Here is a 17,061-nt window from a genome sequence, read left to right as displayed (position 1 = left end):
GGCTCGCTCCCCCAGGACTGACAAATGTCAGGCGCCAAAGCCACCGTCGATGGTCAGGCTGGCCCCTGTGATGTAGCCGGCTTCAGGGCTGACAAGATAGGCGACGAAACTGGCGATCTCTTCGGCCTTGCCGTAACGGCCCACGGCCATCAGCGGGATCAGGCTTTGCGCAAAGTCACCGTGGGCCGGGTTCATGTCGGTGTTGACCGGACCCGGTTGCACGTTATTGATGGTGATGCCTTGCGGGCCGAGATCACGGGCCAGGCCTTTGGTCAGGCCGACCAGTGCCGACTTGCTCATGGCGTATGGGCCGCCACCGGCGAAGGGCATGCGGTCGGCGTTGGTGCTGCCGATGTTGATGATGCGTCCGCCTTCGGTCATGTATTTGGCGGCGGCCTGGGTGGCGATGAACACGCTGCGCACGTTGATGGCCAGGGTCTGGTCGAAGTCTTCGAGTTTGAACTCGGCCAGCGGTGCGACGGCCAGTACGCCGGCATTGTTGACCAGGATATCCAGGCGACCGAAAGCGTCTACCGTGGCGGACACGGCGCCGCGAATGGCGTCGGCGTCGGCGCTGTCGGCCTTGATGGCCAGGGCCTTGCCGCCTTTGGCGGTGATGCTGTCTTGCAGTTCTTCAGCTTTTGCCGTGGAGCTGACATAGGTGAAGGCAACGGTTGCGCCTTCAGCAGCCAGGCGCTTGACGATGGCTGCGCCAATGCCGCGGGAACCACCTTGAATCAATGCCACTTTGCCGCTGAGGTTCTGAGTAGTCATGTCGATCTCCAAGTCCCGAGGCGAGATGTCCCGGTTGATGGAGGCTAGTATCGATTCAGGATTCCATGCTGTGTAGACCATAATCACGATAGTCTGTGTAAACCAAAAGTTTATAGTGGCGCCTATGGAAACCTTCAGCAGTATCGAATGCTTTGTGCGCAGCGCTGAGGTCGGCAGCTTCGCCGAGGCCGCGCGGCGTCTGAGCCTGACACCGGCGGCGGTAGGCAAGAGCGTCGCCAAGCTCGAAGCGCGGCTGGGCGTCAGATTGTTTCAGCGCAGCACTCGCAGCCTGACGCTGACGGAGGCCGGCCAGTTGTTTCTCGGCGAAGTCAGCGGCAGCCTGCACACCATCCAGAATGCCGTGGCCAATCTCGCCAGTGCCGGAGGGCAGCCGGCCGGCACCTTGAAAGTCAGCATGGGGACGGTATTTGGCTGCCTGTACATTGTGCCGATGCTCGGTGAGTTTCTGCGGCGATTCCCGGCGATAAACCCGGACTGGCACTTCGACAACCGCCAGGTCGATCTGATCGGGCAAGGTTTCGACGCGGCAATCGGCGGTGGCTTCGAATTGCCCCAGGGCGTGGTGGCACGCCGGCTGAGTCCCGCGCATCGGGTGTTGGTGGCTACGATGGACTACCTGGAGACACATGCGGCGATCAGCGAGCCGGATGACCTCAAGCACCATGACGGGATTCTTATCCGCTCGCCGCAGACCGGACGGGTACGCTCCTGGCAGTTGACCCATCGCAATCAGCAACACAGCCCGTTGACGCTCAAGGCGCGGATGACCATGAGCGATTCCGAGGCCGCCTGCGCCACGGCTGCGCAGGGTTTGGGCATTGCGCTGGTGAGCATGCCGTTTGCCTCGGGTTATCTGGAGTCGGGCAGGTTGCAGCGGGTGTTGCCGGACTGGTACATCGACGACGGTTACACCTCCATCTATTACGCCGAACACAAGCTGCTGCCCGGCAAGACCCGGGCGTTTGTCGATTTCATCATTGAGCAGTTTGCCGAGCGGGGGTTGGGGCAGAGGTTCAGTGCGGTTTGAGTCAGGCTCAAGACCGAGGCGCGGCCATCGCGGGCAAGCCACGCTCCCACAGGTTTTGCGTCGTACACATCACTGAGGTGCGACGCAAAACCTGTGGGAGCGAGCTTGCTCGCGATTGGGGCACCGCGGTCTACCGGGCAAAGCGCGCCGGCCAACCAATGATGTTTTTCGGCCGCGGCGTCGCATACGTCCGCACCTTCGATGTCGACAGCCCCAGGCGCACCAACGATTCGGCAATGGTCACCGCCGCCGTCACGCCATCCACCACCGGTACGCCAGTACGTCGACGAATCTGCTCGTCCAGCCCGACCATGCCGCCGCAGCCCAGGCAAATCACTTCGGCCTTGTCCTGGGTCACCGCCAGTTCGGCCTGATGCACGATGGCCTCCAGTGCGCGTTGCGGTTCGTGTTCCAGTTCCAGCACTGCCAAACCACTGGCCCGTACCGAGGCGCAACGGTCCCAGAGGCCGGAGAGCTTGAGGCGATCTTCGATCAGCGGCACGGTGCGATCGAGGGTGGTGACCACGGAATAGGCGTGTCCGAGAAACATCGCCGTGCTGGCGGCGGCATCAGTGATGTCCACCACCGGCACATTGAGCAGTTCCTGCAAGCCTTCACGGCCGTGCTCGCCATAGCCGGCCTGGATCACGGCGTCGAATGGCTGGTCGTAGGACATCACCCGATCCATGACCGCGATGGCCGCCAGGTAGCTTTCGAAATTGCCTTCGATGGAGTCGGCGCCGAAGTGCGGGGTGAGGCCGACGATTTCCGTGCCGGGCGACGCGACGGCTTGCGCCGAACGGGCGATGGCCTGGGTGATGGATTCGGTGGTGTTGACGTTGACCACGAGAATGCGCATTGAAAGTCCTTATTGCAGTTGGTTCTGCGGCCCGACCACGCCGGGCCGCGACAGGATCAGTGGCTGACGTTGTCGACGGCGATGGCTTCGCCGCTGACATCGGCGTAGTGCGGTTGGCGCTTGGCGATGATCAGGTAGAGCATCCCGGCGATGCCGGCACCAATCAGCCAGGAGAACGGCGATACGCTGTGGAACCCTGGCACCAGGGCCAGGACGATGGCGATCAGGGCAGCGGGAATGAACGCCGCCACGGCGCGCAAATTGACCCCGCGGCTGTAGTAATACGCGCCGTTCGGGTCTTCGCTGTACAACTGCGGCACGTTGACCTGGCCTTTGCGTACCAGCCAGTAGTCGACCATGATCACCCCGTACAACGGGCCGAGCAGGGCACCGAGGCCGGACAGGAAATACACGATCACCAGCGGACTGTTGTAGAGGTTCCACGGCAGGATCAGCACGGCGATGGTCGCGCTGATCAGCCCGGCGCGGCGGAAGGTCAGGTACTTGGGCGCCAGGTTGCTGAGTACGAACGCCGGGGCGACGAAGTTGGCCATGATGTTCACCGCCACGGTGACGATCAGGAACGCCAGGCAGCCGAGCACCAGGAAGAAGGTGTTGGGGATCGAGGCGATGATTTCGGTCGGGCTTTCGATAATCCGGCCATTGATCTGAAATTGCGCGCCGCACAGCAGGACCGTGATGCTGGCGAACACCAGGATATTCACCGGCAAGCCCCAGAAATTTCCGACCTTGATGGTCTTGCGGCACGGCGAAGAGCGGGCGAAGTCGCAGAAGTTGAGGATCAAGGTGCCGTAGATCGCCAGCCACAGTGCGCCACCGGCAAAGATGTTGCGCCACATCTCACCGCCAGTCAGCGGCTCGCGGATCGACCAGGCAATCGTCGCATCGGCCTGGGTGTACATCCACGCGGCAAGTGCGGCGACGGTCAGCAGAATCACCGGGCCGGCAAACGCCTCGTAGCGCCGCACCATCTCCATGCCATAAGCAAGGATCGCCAGTTGCACGAACCAGATCGCGACGAAACACACCCAGCCCAGGGTCGACAGGCCGAGGATCGAGTCGTGGTCGTAGTCGGCGAACCCTGGATGGACCGCCGTCAACAGCACGCGAAACACCACGGACGCAAGGTACGTCTGAATACCGAACCAGGCGATGGCGATCACGGCGCGGATCAATGCAGGAATCTGCGCACCATGAATGCCGAAACTGATCCGGCTGATGACCGGAAACGGCACCCCGGTTTTCTGGCCCATGTAGCCAGACAGGTTCATGAAGAAGTAAACCAGCGCCGCGCCGATACCCAGGGACAGCAGGATCTGCCAGCCACCCAGACCCAAAGCGTACAGACCGATGGCAAACGAGTAGTTGGCAATGTTGTGAACGTCGTTGGTCCATAGGGCAAAGATGCTGTAGCGGCCCCAGCGCCGGCCTTCGGACTTGGTCGGTGCCAGGTCCTTGTTGTGCAATCGGGGGCTGAGTACCACGGGGGTGTGATGCGCCTGATTGTCGGCGGTGTGGGTGGAATGGGAGGAGGGTAGATCCAGCGCGATGTTGTTATTGGAGAGACTAGTACGCATTCCGGCAGGCTCCTGATGCTCGACGCCGCGATGACTGTGCATGAGCGTTGGCTCGACAAATCTTCGTCGCGGGTGGCGAATATCATTGGTTACGGGGCATCTGCAGCCTGTACGGGATAGGGCGCTTCAGGCTTGCGGATATAAAGTGTGCGTATGTTTTGATTTGATTGTATACAAAACATGTATGCACTTAAGCCAGATTTGTGCCAGTTGCGATTCTATAAAAACCAGTGCTCATTTCGTTTTGTTATCGAAAACGAATAACTGACTGAAAAATAGAAAATTTAAATTGACCGATTGAACAGGTATTTATTTTTGGAGAGGGAGGATGTGGGCGAGGTGATGAGAAAGGAGATGTAACTTTTTGGGGCGCTGAAACTAAAAGTGCACACACAAATGGCACTTATGGTGACATTCGTGTGTACACATTGTGTGTTGTGGCACATTGACTCTGTAGGAGCGAGCTTGCTCGCGAAAAACTCGAGAGCGTCGCGGGGGAATCAGGTTTACAGCGTTTTCGTTGACGACCATCGCGAGCAAGCTCGCTCCTACCCCTTGCTGATGATATTCCCCGCATGCAACCCGCATTCCTTCTGCGTCGCTTCTTCCCACCACCAGCGGCCTTCACGCTCATGCTGGTTCGGCAGTACCGGGCGGGTGCAGGGTTCGCAGCCGATGCTGATGAAACCGCGTTCGTGCAGGCTGTTGTACGGCAGTTCCAGCATGCGGATGTAGCCCCAGATCTCTTCACTGGTCATTTGCGCCAGCGGGTTGAACTTGTACAAGGTGCGTTCCGGGGTGGAGAACGCGGTGTCGATTTCCATCACTGCGACGGCGCTGCGGGTGCCGGGGCTCTGGTCCCGGCGCTGGCCGGTGGCCCAGGCTTTCACGCCGGACAGCTTGCGGCGCAGCGGTTCGATCTTGCGGATACCGCAGCATTCGCCATGGCCGTCCTTGTAGAAACTGAACAGGCCTTTTTCCTTCACGAAGGGTTCGAGTTTGGTGTGGTCCGGCGACACCAGCTCAATGTCGATCTTGTAGTGCTCGCGCACCTGATCGATGAAGCGGTAGGTCTCGGGGTGCAGGCGGCCGGTGTCGAGACTGAACACTTTGACGTTCTTGTTCAGCTTCCAGGCCATGTCCACCAGCACCACGTCCTCGGCACCGCTGAAAGATATCCACAGGTCATCGCCGAACTCGGCAAAAGCGAGCTTCAGGATGTCCTGGGCGGATTTGTTGGCATAGGTCGTGGCGAGTTCCACGACGTCGAACGTTGGGCTCATCAGGGCGGCTTCCTACAGGTCGGTGGCGCTGGGCGCTCTATATGGGGTCGATGGTAACAAAAAGCTGCACGGGCCGGGGCATCCTCTGCGTTGCGCAGGCAGGCCCGAGTCGCTAGAGTTCGGCAGGCTTTATGCCTGCTCGACTCAATAATCAATACAAATGGGAGTGTCTTGTGGAAATTGCCTGTCTGGATCTTGAAGGTGTGCTGGTCCCGGAAATCTGGATCGCCTTCGCCGAAAAAACCGGAATCGAATCCCTCAGGGCCACCACCCGGGACATTCCCGACTACGACGTGCTGATGAAGCAGCGCCTGCGGATCCTCGACGAGCACGGCCTGAAACTTTCCGACATTCAGGAAGTGATCGCCACGCTCAAGCCACTGGACGGCGCCATCGAGTTCGTCGACTGGCTGCGCGAGCGCTTCCAGGTAGTGATCCTGTCGGACACCTTCTATGAGTTCTCCCAGCCACTGATGCGCCAACTGGGCTTCCCGACCTTGCTCTGCCATCGTCTGATTACCGACGACAGCGGGCGCGTCACTGGCTACCAGTTGCGTCAGAAAGATCCCAAGCGTCAGTCGGTCCTGGCCTTCAAGAGCCTCTACTACCGGGTGATCGCAGCGGGGGATTCCTACAACGACACCACGATGCTGGGCGAGGCCGATGCCGGGATTCTGTTCCATGCGCCGGAAAACGTGATTGCGCAGTTCCCGCAGTTCCCGGCGGTGCACACGTTTGAAGAGCTGAAGCAGGAGTTCATCAAGGCTTCGAACCGGACGTTGAGCCTGTAAGTACATTTCCTGTAGGAGCGAGCTTGCTCGCGATGAATCTGAAAACGCTGCGGGATGTCAGGCATGCCGCGTTATCGTTGACGACCATCGCGAGCAAGCTCGCTCCTACAGGGACGGGTGTGGTGTCAGAGGTTTTGCAGTGTGTCGAGCAATACCTTCACCTTGGTGATCGACTCCTGATATTCAGCCTGCCACTCCGAGTCCGCGACAATCCCGCCGCCGCCCCAGCAACACACCTGCCCGTCCTTGACCAGCAAGCTGCGGATGGCGATGGAGCTGTCCATTTCGCCACGCACGTCCAGGTAGACCAATGAACCGCAATACAGTCCGCGTCGGGTCGGTTCCAGCTCATCGATGATCTGCATGGCGCGAATCTTTGGCGCGCCGGTAATCGAGCCCCCCGGGAAGCTGCCAGCAATCAGGTTCAGGGCATCACGGTCATCCGCCAGTTCACCGGTGACACTGCTGACCAGGTGATGCACGTTCGGATAGCTTTCCAGGCTGAACAGTTCCGGTACCCGAACCGAACCGGTGCGGCAGGTCCGGCCGAGGTCATTGCGCAGCAGGTCGACGATCATCAGGTTTTCCGCGCGATCCTTGGGGCTGGCCAGCAGTTCGGTGGCGTTCGCGGCGTCTTGCTCAGGCGTCAGGCCCCGAGGTCGAGTGCCCTTGATCGGGCGGGTTTCCACATGGCGCTGGCTGACTTTGACGAAGCGTTCCGGCGACAGGCTGAGTACGGCATCGCCGTCAGGCAAGCTCTGGAAACCGGAAAAAGGCGTCGGGCACGCTGCGCGCAGAGCGCAGTAAGCGGTCCAGGGATCACCTTGGCAGGGCGCACGAAAACGCTGGGCGAAGTTGACCTGATAACAGTCGCCGGCCTGAATGTATTGCTGGATGCGCTCGATTGCCTGTTGATACTGGTCAGCGCTCAAGTCGGCAGTCATCGGGGTGAGCAGTTTGAAGGGCGCGACCACTTCCGGTGCAGGCTGGCTGAACAGATCGATCAGGCGCTGGCGTTCGCCGGTGGGCAGTGTCGGGTGGAACACCAATTGACTGGTCAGCGAAAGGTGATCGCTGACTAATGCCCAGCCGTACAGGCCGAAACGCGCGTCAGGCAGTTGCAGGTCGTCCTGTGCCTGGCTCGGCAGGCGCTCCAGATGCCGGCCGAAGTCGTAACTCAGGTAGCCGATCAATCCACCGGCAAACGGCAACTCATAAGGTACCGGCAGAGTCGCTTCGCCCAGGCGTGTCAGGTTATCGCGCAGGCGTTGCAGGAAGGCATCGCCACTTTCGTCGGGCGATACCGTCAGTTGTTCCAGTGGCCAGGCGCTGAGCAGGTCATAGCGACCGCGGTCAGCACTGGGGCGGCCGCTGTCGAGCAGCACGGCGCCGGGGGCATGGCGAATCGCCGCGAAGTATTGGGCGGGGTTGGCGCGATAGGGCAGCGGGTGTACGGAGCAGGTCAACATGGGCGGGGGAAGTCAGCCATCGAGGCGGGGTGGCGATTGTAGTCCTCTGCAGGATTTGGTCCTAGAGGGAAGGCACATCGGAAGCGACTGAAATTACATTCTGTGGCGAGGGAGCTTGCTCCTTCGCCACAAAAGATCAACCCTCGACCGCAGGAATGTGCCCAAACATCTCCTGTACGAACGCCACACGCTCTTTGACCGATTCGGTCACGCCACGAGCCTTGAGGTCTTCCATTCGTGCTTCCACCGCATGAGTACGCAACGTCAGCCCGCAGTCATTGGCAATCTGAATATTCAGCCCAGGCCGGGCGTTGAGTTCAAGAATCAACGGGCCTTTTTCCTGGTCCAGGACCATGTCGACTCCGATGTAGCCCAACCCGCACAATTCATAACAGCCGGCGGCGAGTTTCATGAAACCGTCCCAGTAGGGCAGTTGCACGCCATCCACTGCATTGGTGGTGTCCGGGTGTTTGTTGATGATGTTGTTCAGCCAGGTGCCGCGCAGGGTCAGGCCGGTGGCCAGATCCACACCGACGCCGATGGCGCCCTGGTGCAGGTTGGCCTTGCCGTTGGACTGGCGGGTCGGCAAGCGCAACATGGCCATCACCGGGTAACCCATCAAAACAATGATGCGAATGTCCGGCACGCCTTCGTAACTGATGCTCTTGAAGATCTGGTCCGGAATCACGCGGTATTCGATCAGGGCCCGGTCGCGGTGACCGCCCAGGGAGTACAGGCCGGTCAGGATGCTGGAAATCTGATGCTCGATTTCTTCATGGCTGATGATCCGGCCGGACACCGAGCGATAGCGGCCTTCAAAGCGGTCGGCGATGACCAGGATGCCGTCGCCGCCAGCGCCCTGGGCCGGTTTGATCACGAAGTCGCTGCGTGCGCCGATGATCTCTTCGAGATTGTCGATTTCCTTCTCGGTGGAGATTACGCCATACAGCTCGGGCACATGGATGCCTGCGGCGATGGCGCGCTCCTTGGTGATGATCTTGTCATCGACGATCGGGTACAGGCTGCGCTTGTTGTACTTGAGCACGTAGTCTGCGTTGCGCCGATTGATCCCCATGATGCCCTGGGCTTCCAGGGCCTTCCAGGTCTTCCAGAAGCCGAACATCAGGCGTCAGCCTTTTTCAGGAAGGCCTTGAAACGCACCAGTTCGGTGAGGCGATAACCGCGATAACGCCCCATGGCCAGCATGAAACCCACCAGGATCAGCAGGATCGCCGGGAAGGTGAACACGAAGTACACCAGTTCCGGCACGGTCATGATCAGGTGCGCCAGGGACGCGGCGAACAGCGTGCCGATGGCCACTTTCATGGCATGGCCGCCGCCGCGCTCTTCCCAGGTGATCGACAGGCGTTCGATGGTCATGGTCAGGATCACCATCGGGAACAGCGCCACCGACAAGCCACGCTCCAGGCCGAGTTTATGGCTGAACAGGCTGATCGCCGCAATCAACACCACCACGAACGTCAGCACCACCGACAGCCTCGGCAGCATTTGCAGTTTCAGGTGTTCGAGGTAGGAGCGCAGCGACAGGCCCAGCGCCGTGATGATGGTAAACAGCGCGATACCGAAGCCGAGCTGGGTTTCGCGGAAGGCCAGGGCGATCAGCACCGGGGTGAAGGTGCCCAGGGTCTGGATGCCGATCAAGTTGCGCAGGATCAGGATTACCAGCACGCCGATCGGGATCATCACCATGATCATGAAGGTCTGCTGGGTTTGCAGCGGCAGGCCGTACAGCGAATATTCGAGGAAGTTGGCGTCGGTGTTTTCGTCGGTCAGCTTGGCCAGGCGAATGGCATTCATTTCGCTGTTGTTCAGGCTGAAGGTCACGTTGGCTTTCTTGCCACCATCGACGGTGATCAGGTTTTCGTCGCCGGTCCACCACAGCAGGCGGTCGGTCGGCAGGCCCTGTTCACCGGTTTCCGGATTGAAGTACAGCCAGTCGGTGCCGTTGAAACTGCGCAGCCACAGTTCCGGGATTTGCGGCTGATCGGCCACCAGGCGGATGGTGTGGACCTTCTCGATCGGCACGTGGGCGACGGACAGCAGCAACTCGACGATTTTCGCCTTGTGCGCGGTGGACGGATCACCGGCCAGCAACAGCTTCACGTTGTCGTCGTTGAGGTTGTTGACCCGCTTGATGGCTTCGCCGACGAAGGTTTCGACGTCGGCCGAGTGCTGGCGAATCGGAGCAAGCAGGGCTTCGGCGGCGATTTTTTCCGGGCCTTCGATGGTCATGCTGTCGCGAAAGGTCGGGCCTTTGATCTTGGCTTTCTCACCGGAATAACGCTTGGTCAGCACCAGGCGGTAATACAGCGTCTGATTGCCTTTGGCCCGGCGCGCCGACCAGGTGACCTTGCGGTTGCCGTCGACCCGGTTCACGGCCACGCCGTAGTTATTGGAGATGAAGCTCTCGTTGAGGCTGACGAAGTCGCGGCTCAGCGGTGGCACGAACATCTGGATCTTGACCGGGTCCTTGGCACTGGCGACGAACTCGACCTTGGCGTCGATGTTCCACAGGTCGTCGGTGGCGTCTTCGGTCACCGGGATGCCCAGCACGAAGATCTGATAGGCCGTAACTGAAATGCCCAGCGCCACCAGGATGGCGATCAGCAGTTTCAGATGAAGGGTAAGAGAGCGCATTGAAATTACTCGGCGGTATGAGCGTCGGTGGTGCAGGCAGGTTTGCCGGCAGCATATTTAAGGCTGGGGTCAACCAGTGCATCGAAGCGTTTGAGGGCTTCGGAGCCAATCAGTAGCGGATATTGGAAAGCGCTGCGGTCGGTCAGGTTCACTTCGATGCTACGCAGGGCCGAGCCCATGCAGATGTCCAGTTCGATCACCGGGCGGGCGGTGTACTTCTTGCCCTCTTCGGGGTCGTAGTCGCCGGCCCGGCGCTTGATCTTGCTGACACGGGCCAGCGGGCGTTCGATCGGGTGCGAATGGGCGGCGTCGATGGCCAGGTAAAAGCGCACCCATGACTCGCCGTTGCGTTTGAAACGTTTGATATCCCGCGCGCTCAGGGAAGCGGTTTTTGCCCCGGTGTCGAGTTTGGCCGCCACTTCCAGGTCAATGCCATTGAGCGATGCGTACTCATTAAGGCCATACACGGTCTTTTCCCCGGCCATTGCGAAACCAGGCAGACAAAGGAAATAAAGGAAGGCAGGGAAGGGCTTGAGTCTCATAAATCCTGGTGCGCAGCGGTCCGACTTGATTCAAGGCCCTGGCATCGCTGCGCAAGCTCCCTCGTATGCCTGTCAGGTTTTTATGACAGGCAGTGCAGATGTGACAAACAAATGCGGGCGGCATTCTAGCACGGTAGTTTGATGGCGCCAGCGCTGGCCGGTGGCTATAAACAGAGGGATTGCTTCGTTATGGTGCAGCCGGTTATCAGAAGATTGTCGACAATATCGATTTAACCTTTGACTGTGTCGCCTGTATTCGTTAGTTTTTGCGGCATTGGCTCACAAGGTGTCGACAATATGCTGGATCAACTCGATCCCCCCGTTTCAACGCAAGACGATACGGAGACCCTGTCCGAGAACGTCTTCCGACGCATTCAGGCGGCTATCGTCAAAGGCGAGATTGCGCCGGGCAGCAAAATCTCCGAGCCGGAGTTGGCGCGCACCTACGGCATCAGCCGTGGCCCGTTGCGCGAGGCCATCCACCGTCTGGAAGGCCAGCGCCTGCTGGTTCGCGTGCCACATGTCGGCGCGCGGGTGGTGTCGCTCAATCACGCCGAGCTGCTGGAACTCTACGAAATACGCGAATCCCTGGAAGGCATGGCCTGTCGCCTGGCCGCCGAACGCATGAGCCTCGAAGAAATCGACGAACTGCGTCGGGTCCTGGAAACCCACGAGCGCGATGAGGCGTTTCAGGCCGGGAGAGGCTACTACCAGCAGGAAGGCGATTTCGACTTCCACTACCGAATCATCCAGGGCAGCGGCAACCGCACGCTGACCCAAATGCTCTGCGGCGAGCTGTATCAACTGGTGCGCATGTACCGCATCCAGTTTTCCACCACGCCCAATCGCCCGCACCAGGCGTTCGCCGAGCACCACCGCATTCTCGATGCCATCGCCGACCGTGACGGTGAACTGGCCGAGTTGTTGATGCGCCGTCACATCGGCGCCTCCAAACGCAACATCGCCCGTCATTACCAGGACGGCGCTAACCCGACAGCCAAACGAGGTGAGTCATGAGTTTGAACAAGAGCACACCAGGCCAGCGTTTCCGCGATGCGGTCGCCAGCGAACACCCACTGCAAGTGGTCGGCGCGATCAACGCCAACCACGCGCTGCTGGCCAAACGCGCCGGTTTCAAGGCGATCTACCTGTCGGGTGGCGGGGTGGCTGCCGGCTCCCTCGGCGTGCCTGACCTGGGCATCACCGGTCTGGATGACGTGCTGACCGACGTGCGCCGTATCACCGATGTTTGCGACCTGCCATTGCTGGTGGATGTGGACACCGGTTTCGGTTCCTCGGCGTTCAACGTCGCTCGCACCGTCAAGTCGATGATCAAGTTCGGCGCCGCGGCGATTCACATCGAAGACCAGGTTGGCGCCAAGCGCTGCGGTCACCGTCCTAATAAAGAGATTGTGACCCAGCAGGAAATGGTCGACCGCATCAAGGCCGCCGTCGATGCGCGTACCGATGACAGCTTCGTGATCATGGCCCGTACCGACGCCCTGGCGGTGGAAGGCCTGGAGTCTGCCCTGGATCGCGCTGCTGCGTGCATCGAGGCCGGCGCCGACATGGTGTTCCCGGAAGCCATCACTGAACTGGACATGTACAAGCTGTTCGCCAACCGCGTGAAAGCACCGATCCTGGCCAACATCACCGAGTTCGGCGCGACGCCGCTGTACACCACCGAGCAACTGGCCGCTGCCGACGTATCGCTGGTGCTGTACCCGCTGTCGGCGTTCCGCGCCATGAACAAGGCTGCAGAAAACGTCTACACCGCGATCCGTCGCGACGGCACTCAACAAAACGTCATCGACACCATGCAGACCCGCATGGAGCTTTACGATCGCATCGACTACCACACCTTCGAGCAGAAGCTCGATGCGTTGTTCGCCGCGAAGAGGTAGGAGCAAGCTCGCTCGCGATGGTCGTTAACGATGACGCGGGAAAATTGGCACCCCGCGGTGTTCGGTCCACCATCGCGAGCAAGCTCGCTCCTACAGGACCGGGATGATTCCCGACCCGTGTGTTTGCCGATTTCCTAAAAAATTCAAGAATATTGGAGACAAAAATGGCCGAAGCAAAAGTACTCAGTGGCGCCGGGCTCCGTGGCCAGGTAGCCGGGCAAACCGCACTGTCCACCGTGGGCCAGTCGGGTGCCGGTCTGACCTATCGTGGTTATGACGTACGTGAACTGGCGGCTGACGCACAGTTCGAAGAAGTTGCCTACCTGCTGCTGTACGGCGAGCTGCCGAGCAAAGCGCAACTGAACGCCTACATCGCCAAGCTGGGCAAGCTGCGTGACCTGCCGCAAGCGCTGAAAGAAGTGCTGGAACGCATCCCCGCCGACGCCCACCCGATGGACGTGATGCGCAGCGGTTGCTCGTTCCTCGGCAACCTGGAACCGGAGAACAACTTCTCCGAGCAGCACGACAAGACCGACCGCCTGCTGGCCGCGTTCCCGGCGATCATGACTTACTGGTATCACTTCAGTCACGAAGGCAAGCGCATCGATTGCGTGAGCGACGAACAGTCCATCGGCGGCCACTTCCTGCACCTGCTGCACGGCAAGAAACCGAGCGAGCTGCACGTCAAGGTGATGAACGTTTCGCTGATCCTTTACGCGGAGCACGAGTTCAACGCCTCGACCTTCACCGCACGTGTTTGCGCGTCGACCCTGTCCGACCTGTATTCGTGCATCACCGCGGCCATCGGCTCGCTGCGCGGCCCGCTGCACGGTGGCGCCAACGAAGCGGCGATGGAAATGATCGAGCGCTTCTCGTCGCCGGAAGACGCGATCAAGGGCACCCTTGGCATGCTCGAGCGCAAGGACAAGATCATGGGCTTCGGCCACGCGATCTATAAGGACAACGATCCGCGCAACGAGGTGATCAAGGGCTGGTCGAAAAAACTCGCTGACGAAGTGGATGACAAAGTGTTGTTCCCGGTTTCCGAAGCCATCGACAAGACCATGTGGGAGCAGAAGAAACTGTTCCCGAACGCCGACTTCTACCATGCCTCGGCGTACCACTTCATGGGCATCCCGACCAAGTTGTTCACACCGATCTTCGTCTGCTCGCGCCTGACCGGCTGGGCTGCCCACGTGTACGAGCAACGCGCCAACAACCGCATCATCCGTCCAAGCGCCGAGTACACCGGCGTTGAACAGCGCAAGTTCGTACCCATCGAACAACGCTGAATGGGAGAGCACTGACGCGAGTTACTGAAGGAACCGGAAACCCTGTGGGAGCGAGCCTGCTCGCGATGACGGACTGACATTCAACATCTATGTCGACTGATATACCGCTATCGCGAGCAGGCTCGCTCCCACAGTAGATCGTGTTCACTTCGGGAGCTGCGCCAGGCGCCCACCCTTTGAAACCACCGTGACCGAGTCCTGACGATGAACACTGAATTCCGTAAACCGCTGCCCGGCAGCAAACTGGATTACTTCGATGTCCGCGCAGCGGTCGAGGCGATCCAGCCTGGCGCCTACGACACCCTGCCGTACACCTCCCGTGTGCTGGCGGAAAACCTTGTGCGTCGCTGCGACCCGGCCACGCTCACCGAATCCCTGAAGCAATTCATCGAACGCAAGCGCGATCTCGACTTCCCGTGGTTCCCGGCCCGCGTGGTGTGCCACGACATTCTCGGCCAGACCGCTTTGGTCGACCTTGCCGGCCTGCGTGACGCCATCGCCCTGCAAGGCGGCGACCCTGCGCAAGTCAACCCGGTGGTGCCGACGCAACTGATCGTCGACCACTCCCTGGCCGTCGAGCGCGGTGGTTTCGATCCAGAGGCGTTCGAGAAGAACCGCGCCATCGAAGACCGTCGCAACGAAGACCGTTTCCACTTCATCAACTGGACCAAAAAGGCGTTCAAGAACGTCGACGTGATCCCGCCGGGCAACGGCATCATGCACCAGATCAACCTGGAGAAAATGTCCCCGGTGATCCAGGTGCGCGACGGTGTGGCCTTCCCCGACACCTGTGTCGGCACCGACAGCCACACCCCGCACGTCGATGCACTGGGTGTGATCGCCATCGGCGTTGGCGGCCTGGAAGCAGAGAGCGTGATGCTCGGCCGCGCCTCCTGGATGCGCCTGCCGGAAAGCGTCGGCGTCGAACTGACCGGCAAGCTGCAACCGGGCATCACCGCCACCGACATGGTGCTGGCGTTGACCGAGTTCCTGCGCCAGCAAAAAGTGGTCGGTGCGTGGCTGGAGTTCTTCGGCGAAGGCGCGTCAAAGCTGACCCTCGGCGACCGCGCGACCATCTCCAACATGGCCCCGGAATACGGCGCCACCGCGGCGATGTTCTACATCGACCAGCAGACTATCGACTACCTCAAGCTCACCGGCCGTGAAGACGAGCAGGTGCAGTTGGTCGAGAACTACGCCAAGCAGACCGGCCTGTGGGCTGACAGCCTCAAAGGCGCGCAGTACGAGCGCGGCCTGACGTTCGACCTGTCTTCGGTCGTGCGCAACATGGCTGGCCCGAGCAACCCGCACGCCCGTGTCGCGGTTTCGGATCTGGCAGCCAAAGGCATCGCCGGTCAGTGGGAAGACGTACCTGGCCAGATGCCGGATGGCGCGGTGATCATTGCCGCCATCACCAGTTGCACCAACACCAGCAACCCGCGCAACGTGATCGCCGCCGGCCTGCTGGCGCGCAACGCCAACAAGCTCGGCCTGACCCGCAAGCCGTGGGTCAAATCGTCCTTGGCACCGGGTTCGAAAACCGTCGCGCTGTACCTCGACGAAGCCGGTTTGACCGATGAGCTGGAGCAGCTCGGATTCGGCGTCGTGGCCTTCGCCTGCACCACCTGCAACGGCATGTCCGGCGCGCTGGATCCGGTGATCCAGCAAGAGATCATCGACCGCGACCTGTACGCCACTGCCGTGTTGTCCGGTAACCGCAACTTTGACGGCCGGATTCACCCGTACGCCAAGCAGGCGTTCCTCGCGTCGCCGCCATTGGTCGTTGCTTACGCCATCGCCGGTACCATCCGTTTCGACATCGAAAAAGATGTGCTGGGCGTGGTGGATGGCAAGGAAATCCGCCTGAAAGACATCTGGCCGAGCGACGAAGAAATCGACTCGGTGGTGAAGGCCTCGGTCAAGCCGGAGCAGTTCCGTCAGGTCTACATCCCGATGTTCGCCATCCACGAAGACACCGGTCCGAAAGTCGCGCCGCTGTACGACTGGCGCGAGATGAGCACCTACATTCGCCGTCCGCCGTACTGGGAAGGTGCATTGGCCGGGGCACGTCCGCTCAAGGGCATGCGTCCGCTGGCGGTGCTGCCGGACAACATCACCACCGATCACCTTTCGCCGTCCAACGCCATCATGCTCGACAGCGCCGCCGGCGAATACCTGGCGAAAATGGGCCTGCCGGAAGAGGACTTCAACTCTTACGCGACTCACCGTGGTGACCACCTGACTGCGCAGCGCGCAACCTTCGCCAACCCGAAACTGTTCAACGAAATGGTTCAGGAAAACGGCAAGGTCAAGCAGGGTTCGCTGGCCCGTGTCGAGCCGGAAGGCAAAGTGATGCGCATGTGGGAAGCCATCGAAACCTACATGGATCGCAAGCAGCCGCTGATCATCATCGCAGGTCAAGACTACGGCCAGGGTTCGTCCCGCGACTGGGCGGCCAAGGGCGTGCGCCTGGCGGGTGTGGAAGCGATTGCCGCCGAAGGTTTCGAACGCATTCACCGCACCAACCTGGTGGGCATGGGCGTGTTGCCGCTGGAATTCAAAGCGGGCACCAACCGTCATACCCTGGCCATCGACGGCAGCGAAACCTACGACGTGATTGGCGAGCGCACGCCACGTGCCGAGCTGACGCTGGTGATCCATCGCAAGAACGGCGAACGCGTCGATGTGCCGGTGACCTGCCGCCTCGATACCGCCGAAGAAGTGTCGATCTACGAGGCTGGCGGTGTGTTGCAACGCTTCGCCCAGGACTTCCTCGAAGAATCGGCGGTCGCCGTCTAAAACAGGCTGTACCGACACGGGACTTCAAGTCCCGTGTCTGCTTT

Annotated in this window: 14 protein-coding genes; 6 read left to right on the top strand and 8 right to left on the bottom strand. The window is 60.5% G+C overall.

Annotated elements, in window-relative coordinates; translation table 11 throughout:
- Positions 1–27 precede the first annotated feature (27 nt).
- The gene (locus AC1DKH_RS12595; protein WP_477798316.1) at positions 28–774 is read right to left on the bottom strand and encodes a 3-oxoacyl-ACP reductase family protein; all 747 of its coding nucleotides are present in this window, start codon (positions 772–774) and stop codon (positions 28–30) included.
- A gap of 124 nt (positions 775–898) precedes the next feature.
- Between AC1DKH_RS12595 and AC1DKH_RS12590 the strand changes: the two genes are divergently transcribed.
- Positions 899–1,822 carry a LysR family transcriptional regulator gene (locus AC1DKH_RS12590; RefSeq protein WP_477762400.1) on the top strand — a complete coding sequence of 308 codons (924 nt, stop codon included), beginning with the start codon at positions 899–901 and terminating at the stop codon, positions 1,820–1,822.
- 130 nt (positions 1,823–1,952) lie between these two features.
- Here the strand turns inward: AC1DKH_RS12590 and AC1DKH_RS12585 are convergent, their stop codons facing one another.
- From AC1DKH_RS12585 to AC1DKH_RS12575, 3 genes are all read right to left on the bottom strand, one after another.
- Positions 1,953–2,681, bottom strand: a complete 729-nt coding sequence (locus AC1DKH_RS12585) for an aspartate/glutamate racemase family protein (RefSeq protein WP_477798315.1) — start codon at positions 2,679–2,681, stop codon at positions 1,953–1,955.
- 56 nt (positions 2,682–2,737) lie between these two features.
- On the bottom strand, positions 2,738–4,279 hold the full coding sequence (locus tag AC1DKH_RS12580) for an NCS1 family nucleobase:cation symporter-1 (RefSeq protein WP_477798314.1): 1,542 nt from the start codon (positions 4,277–4,279) through the stop codon (positions 2,738–2,740).
- A 548-nt stretch (positions 4,280–4,827) separates the two neighbouring features.
- A complete protein-coding gene (locus AC1DKH_RS12575; RefSeq protein ID WP_477752589.1) occupies positions 4,828–5,562 on the bottom strand; it encodes a phosphoadenylyl-sulfate reductase in 735 nt (244 codons plus the stop codon).
- A gap of 173 nt (positions 5,563–5,735) precedes the next feature.
- On the opposite strand from AC1DKH_RS12575, the gene thrH reads away from it, so the two are divergent.
- Positions 5,736–6,353: a bifunctional phosphoserine phosphatase/homoserine phosphotransferase ThrH gene (gene thrH / locus AC1DKH_RS12570; protein ID WP_108218929.1), complete on the top strand. Its 618-nt coding sequence runs from the start codon at positions 5,736–5,738 to the stop codon at positions 6,351–6,353.
- 125 nt (positions 6,354–6,478) lie between these two features.
- On the opposite strand, the gene pabB is transcribed toward thrH, so the two are convergent.
- The 4 genes from pabB to rloA all read right to left on the bottom strand — a co-directional run bounded on the left by pabB (position 6,479) and on the right by rloA (position 11,022).
- Positions 6,479–7,822, bottom strand: coding sequence for an aminodeoxychorismate synthase component I (pabB, locus tag AC1DKH_RS12565; protein WP_477752591.1), 1,344 nt, complete (start codon positions 7,820–7,822; stop codon positions 6,479–6,481).
- A 136-nt stretch (positions 7,823–7,958) separates the two neighbouring features.
- Complete coding sequence (locus AC1DKH_RS12560; RefSeq protein WP_477752592.1) at positions 7,959–8,945, bottom strand: alpha-L-glutamate ligase-like protein; 987 nt, start codon at positions 8,943–8,945, stop codon at positions 7,959–7,961.
- On the bottom strand, positions 8,945–10,480 hold the full coding sequence (gene rloB, locus AC1DKH_RS12555) for an osmotic stress tolerance membrane protein RloB (RefSeq protein ID WP_477752593.1): 1,536 nt from the start codon (positions 10,478–10,480) through the stop codon (positions 8,945–8,947). The genes AC1DKH_RS12560 and rloB overlap by 1 nt, the downstream gene beginning before the upstream one ends.
- A gap of 5 nt (positions 10,481–10,485) precedes the next feature.
- Positions 10,486–11,022: a retropepsin-like aspartic peptidase RloA gene (rloA, locus tag AC1DKH_RS12550; RefSeq protein WP_217837642.1), complete on the bottom strand. Its 537-nt coding sequence runs from the start codon at positions 11,020–11,022 to the stop codon at positions 10,486–10,488.
- 297 nt (positions 11,023–11,319) lie between these two features.
- On the opposite strand from rloA, the gene AC1DKH_RS12545 reads away from it, so the two are divergent.
- From AC1DKH_RS12545 to acnD, 4 genes are all read left to right on the top strand, one after another.
- Positions 11,320–12,039 carry a GntR family transcriptional regulator gene (locus AC1DKH_RS12545; protein WP_477798313.1) on the top strand — a complete coding sequence of 240 codons (720 nt, stop codon included), beginning with the start codon at positions 11,320–11,322 and terminating at the stop codon, positions 12,037–12,039.
- The gene (prpB, locus tag AC1DKH_RS12540) at positions 12,036–12,926 is read left to right on the top strand and encodes a methylisocitrate lyase (RefSeq protein ID WP_477752594.1); all 891 of its coding nucleotides are present in this window, start codon (positions 12,036–12,038) and stop codon (positions 12,924–12,926) included. Before AC1DKH_RS12545 ends, prpB begins: the two co-directional genes overlap by 4 nt.
- A gap of 164 nt (positions 12,927–13,090) precedes the next feature.
- On the top strand, positions 13,091–14,218 hold the full coding sequence (gene prpC / locus AC1DKH_RS12535) for a bifunctional 2-methylcitrate synthase/citrate synthase (RefSeq protein WP_477798312.1): 1,128 nt from the start codon (positions 13,091–13,093) through the stop codon (positions 14,216–14,218).
- 204 nt (positions 14,219–14,422) lie between these two features.
- Positions 14,423–17,017, top strand: coding sequence for a Fe/S-dependent 2-methylisocitrate dehydratase AcnD (gene acnD, locus AC1DKH_RS12530; RefSeq protein WP_477798311.1), 2,595 nt, complete (start codon positions 14,423–14,425; stop codon positions 17,015–17,017).
- Positions 17,018–17,061 lie beyond the last annotated feature (44 nt).

The sequence above is a fragment of the Pseudomonas sp. 05L36 genome (assembly GCF_056398125.1).
This window is presented reverse-complemented; position numbering and strand designations above follow the sequence as displayed.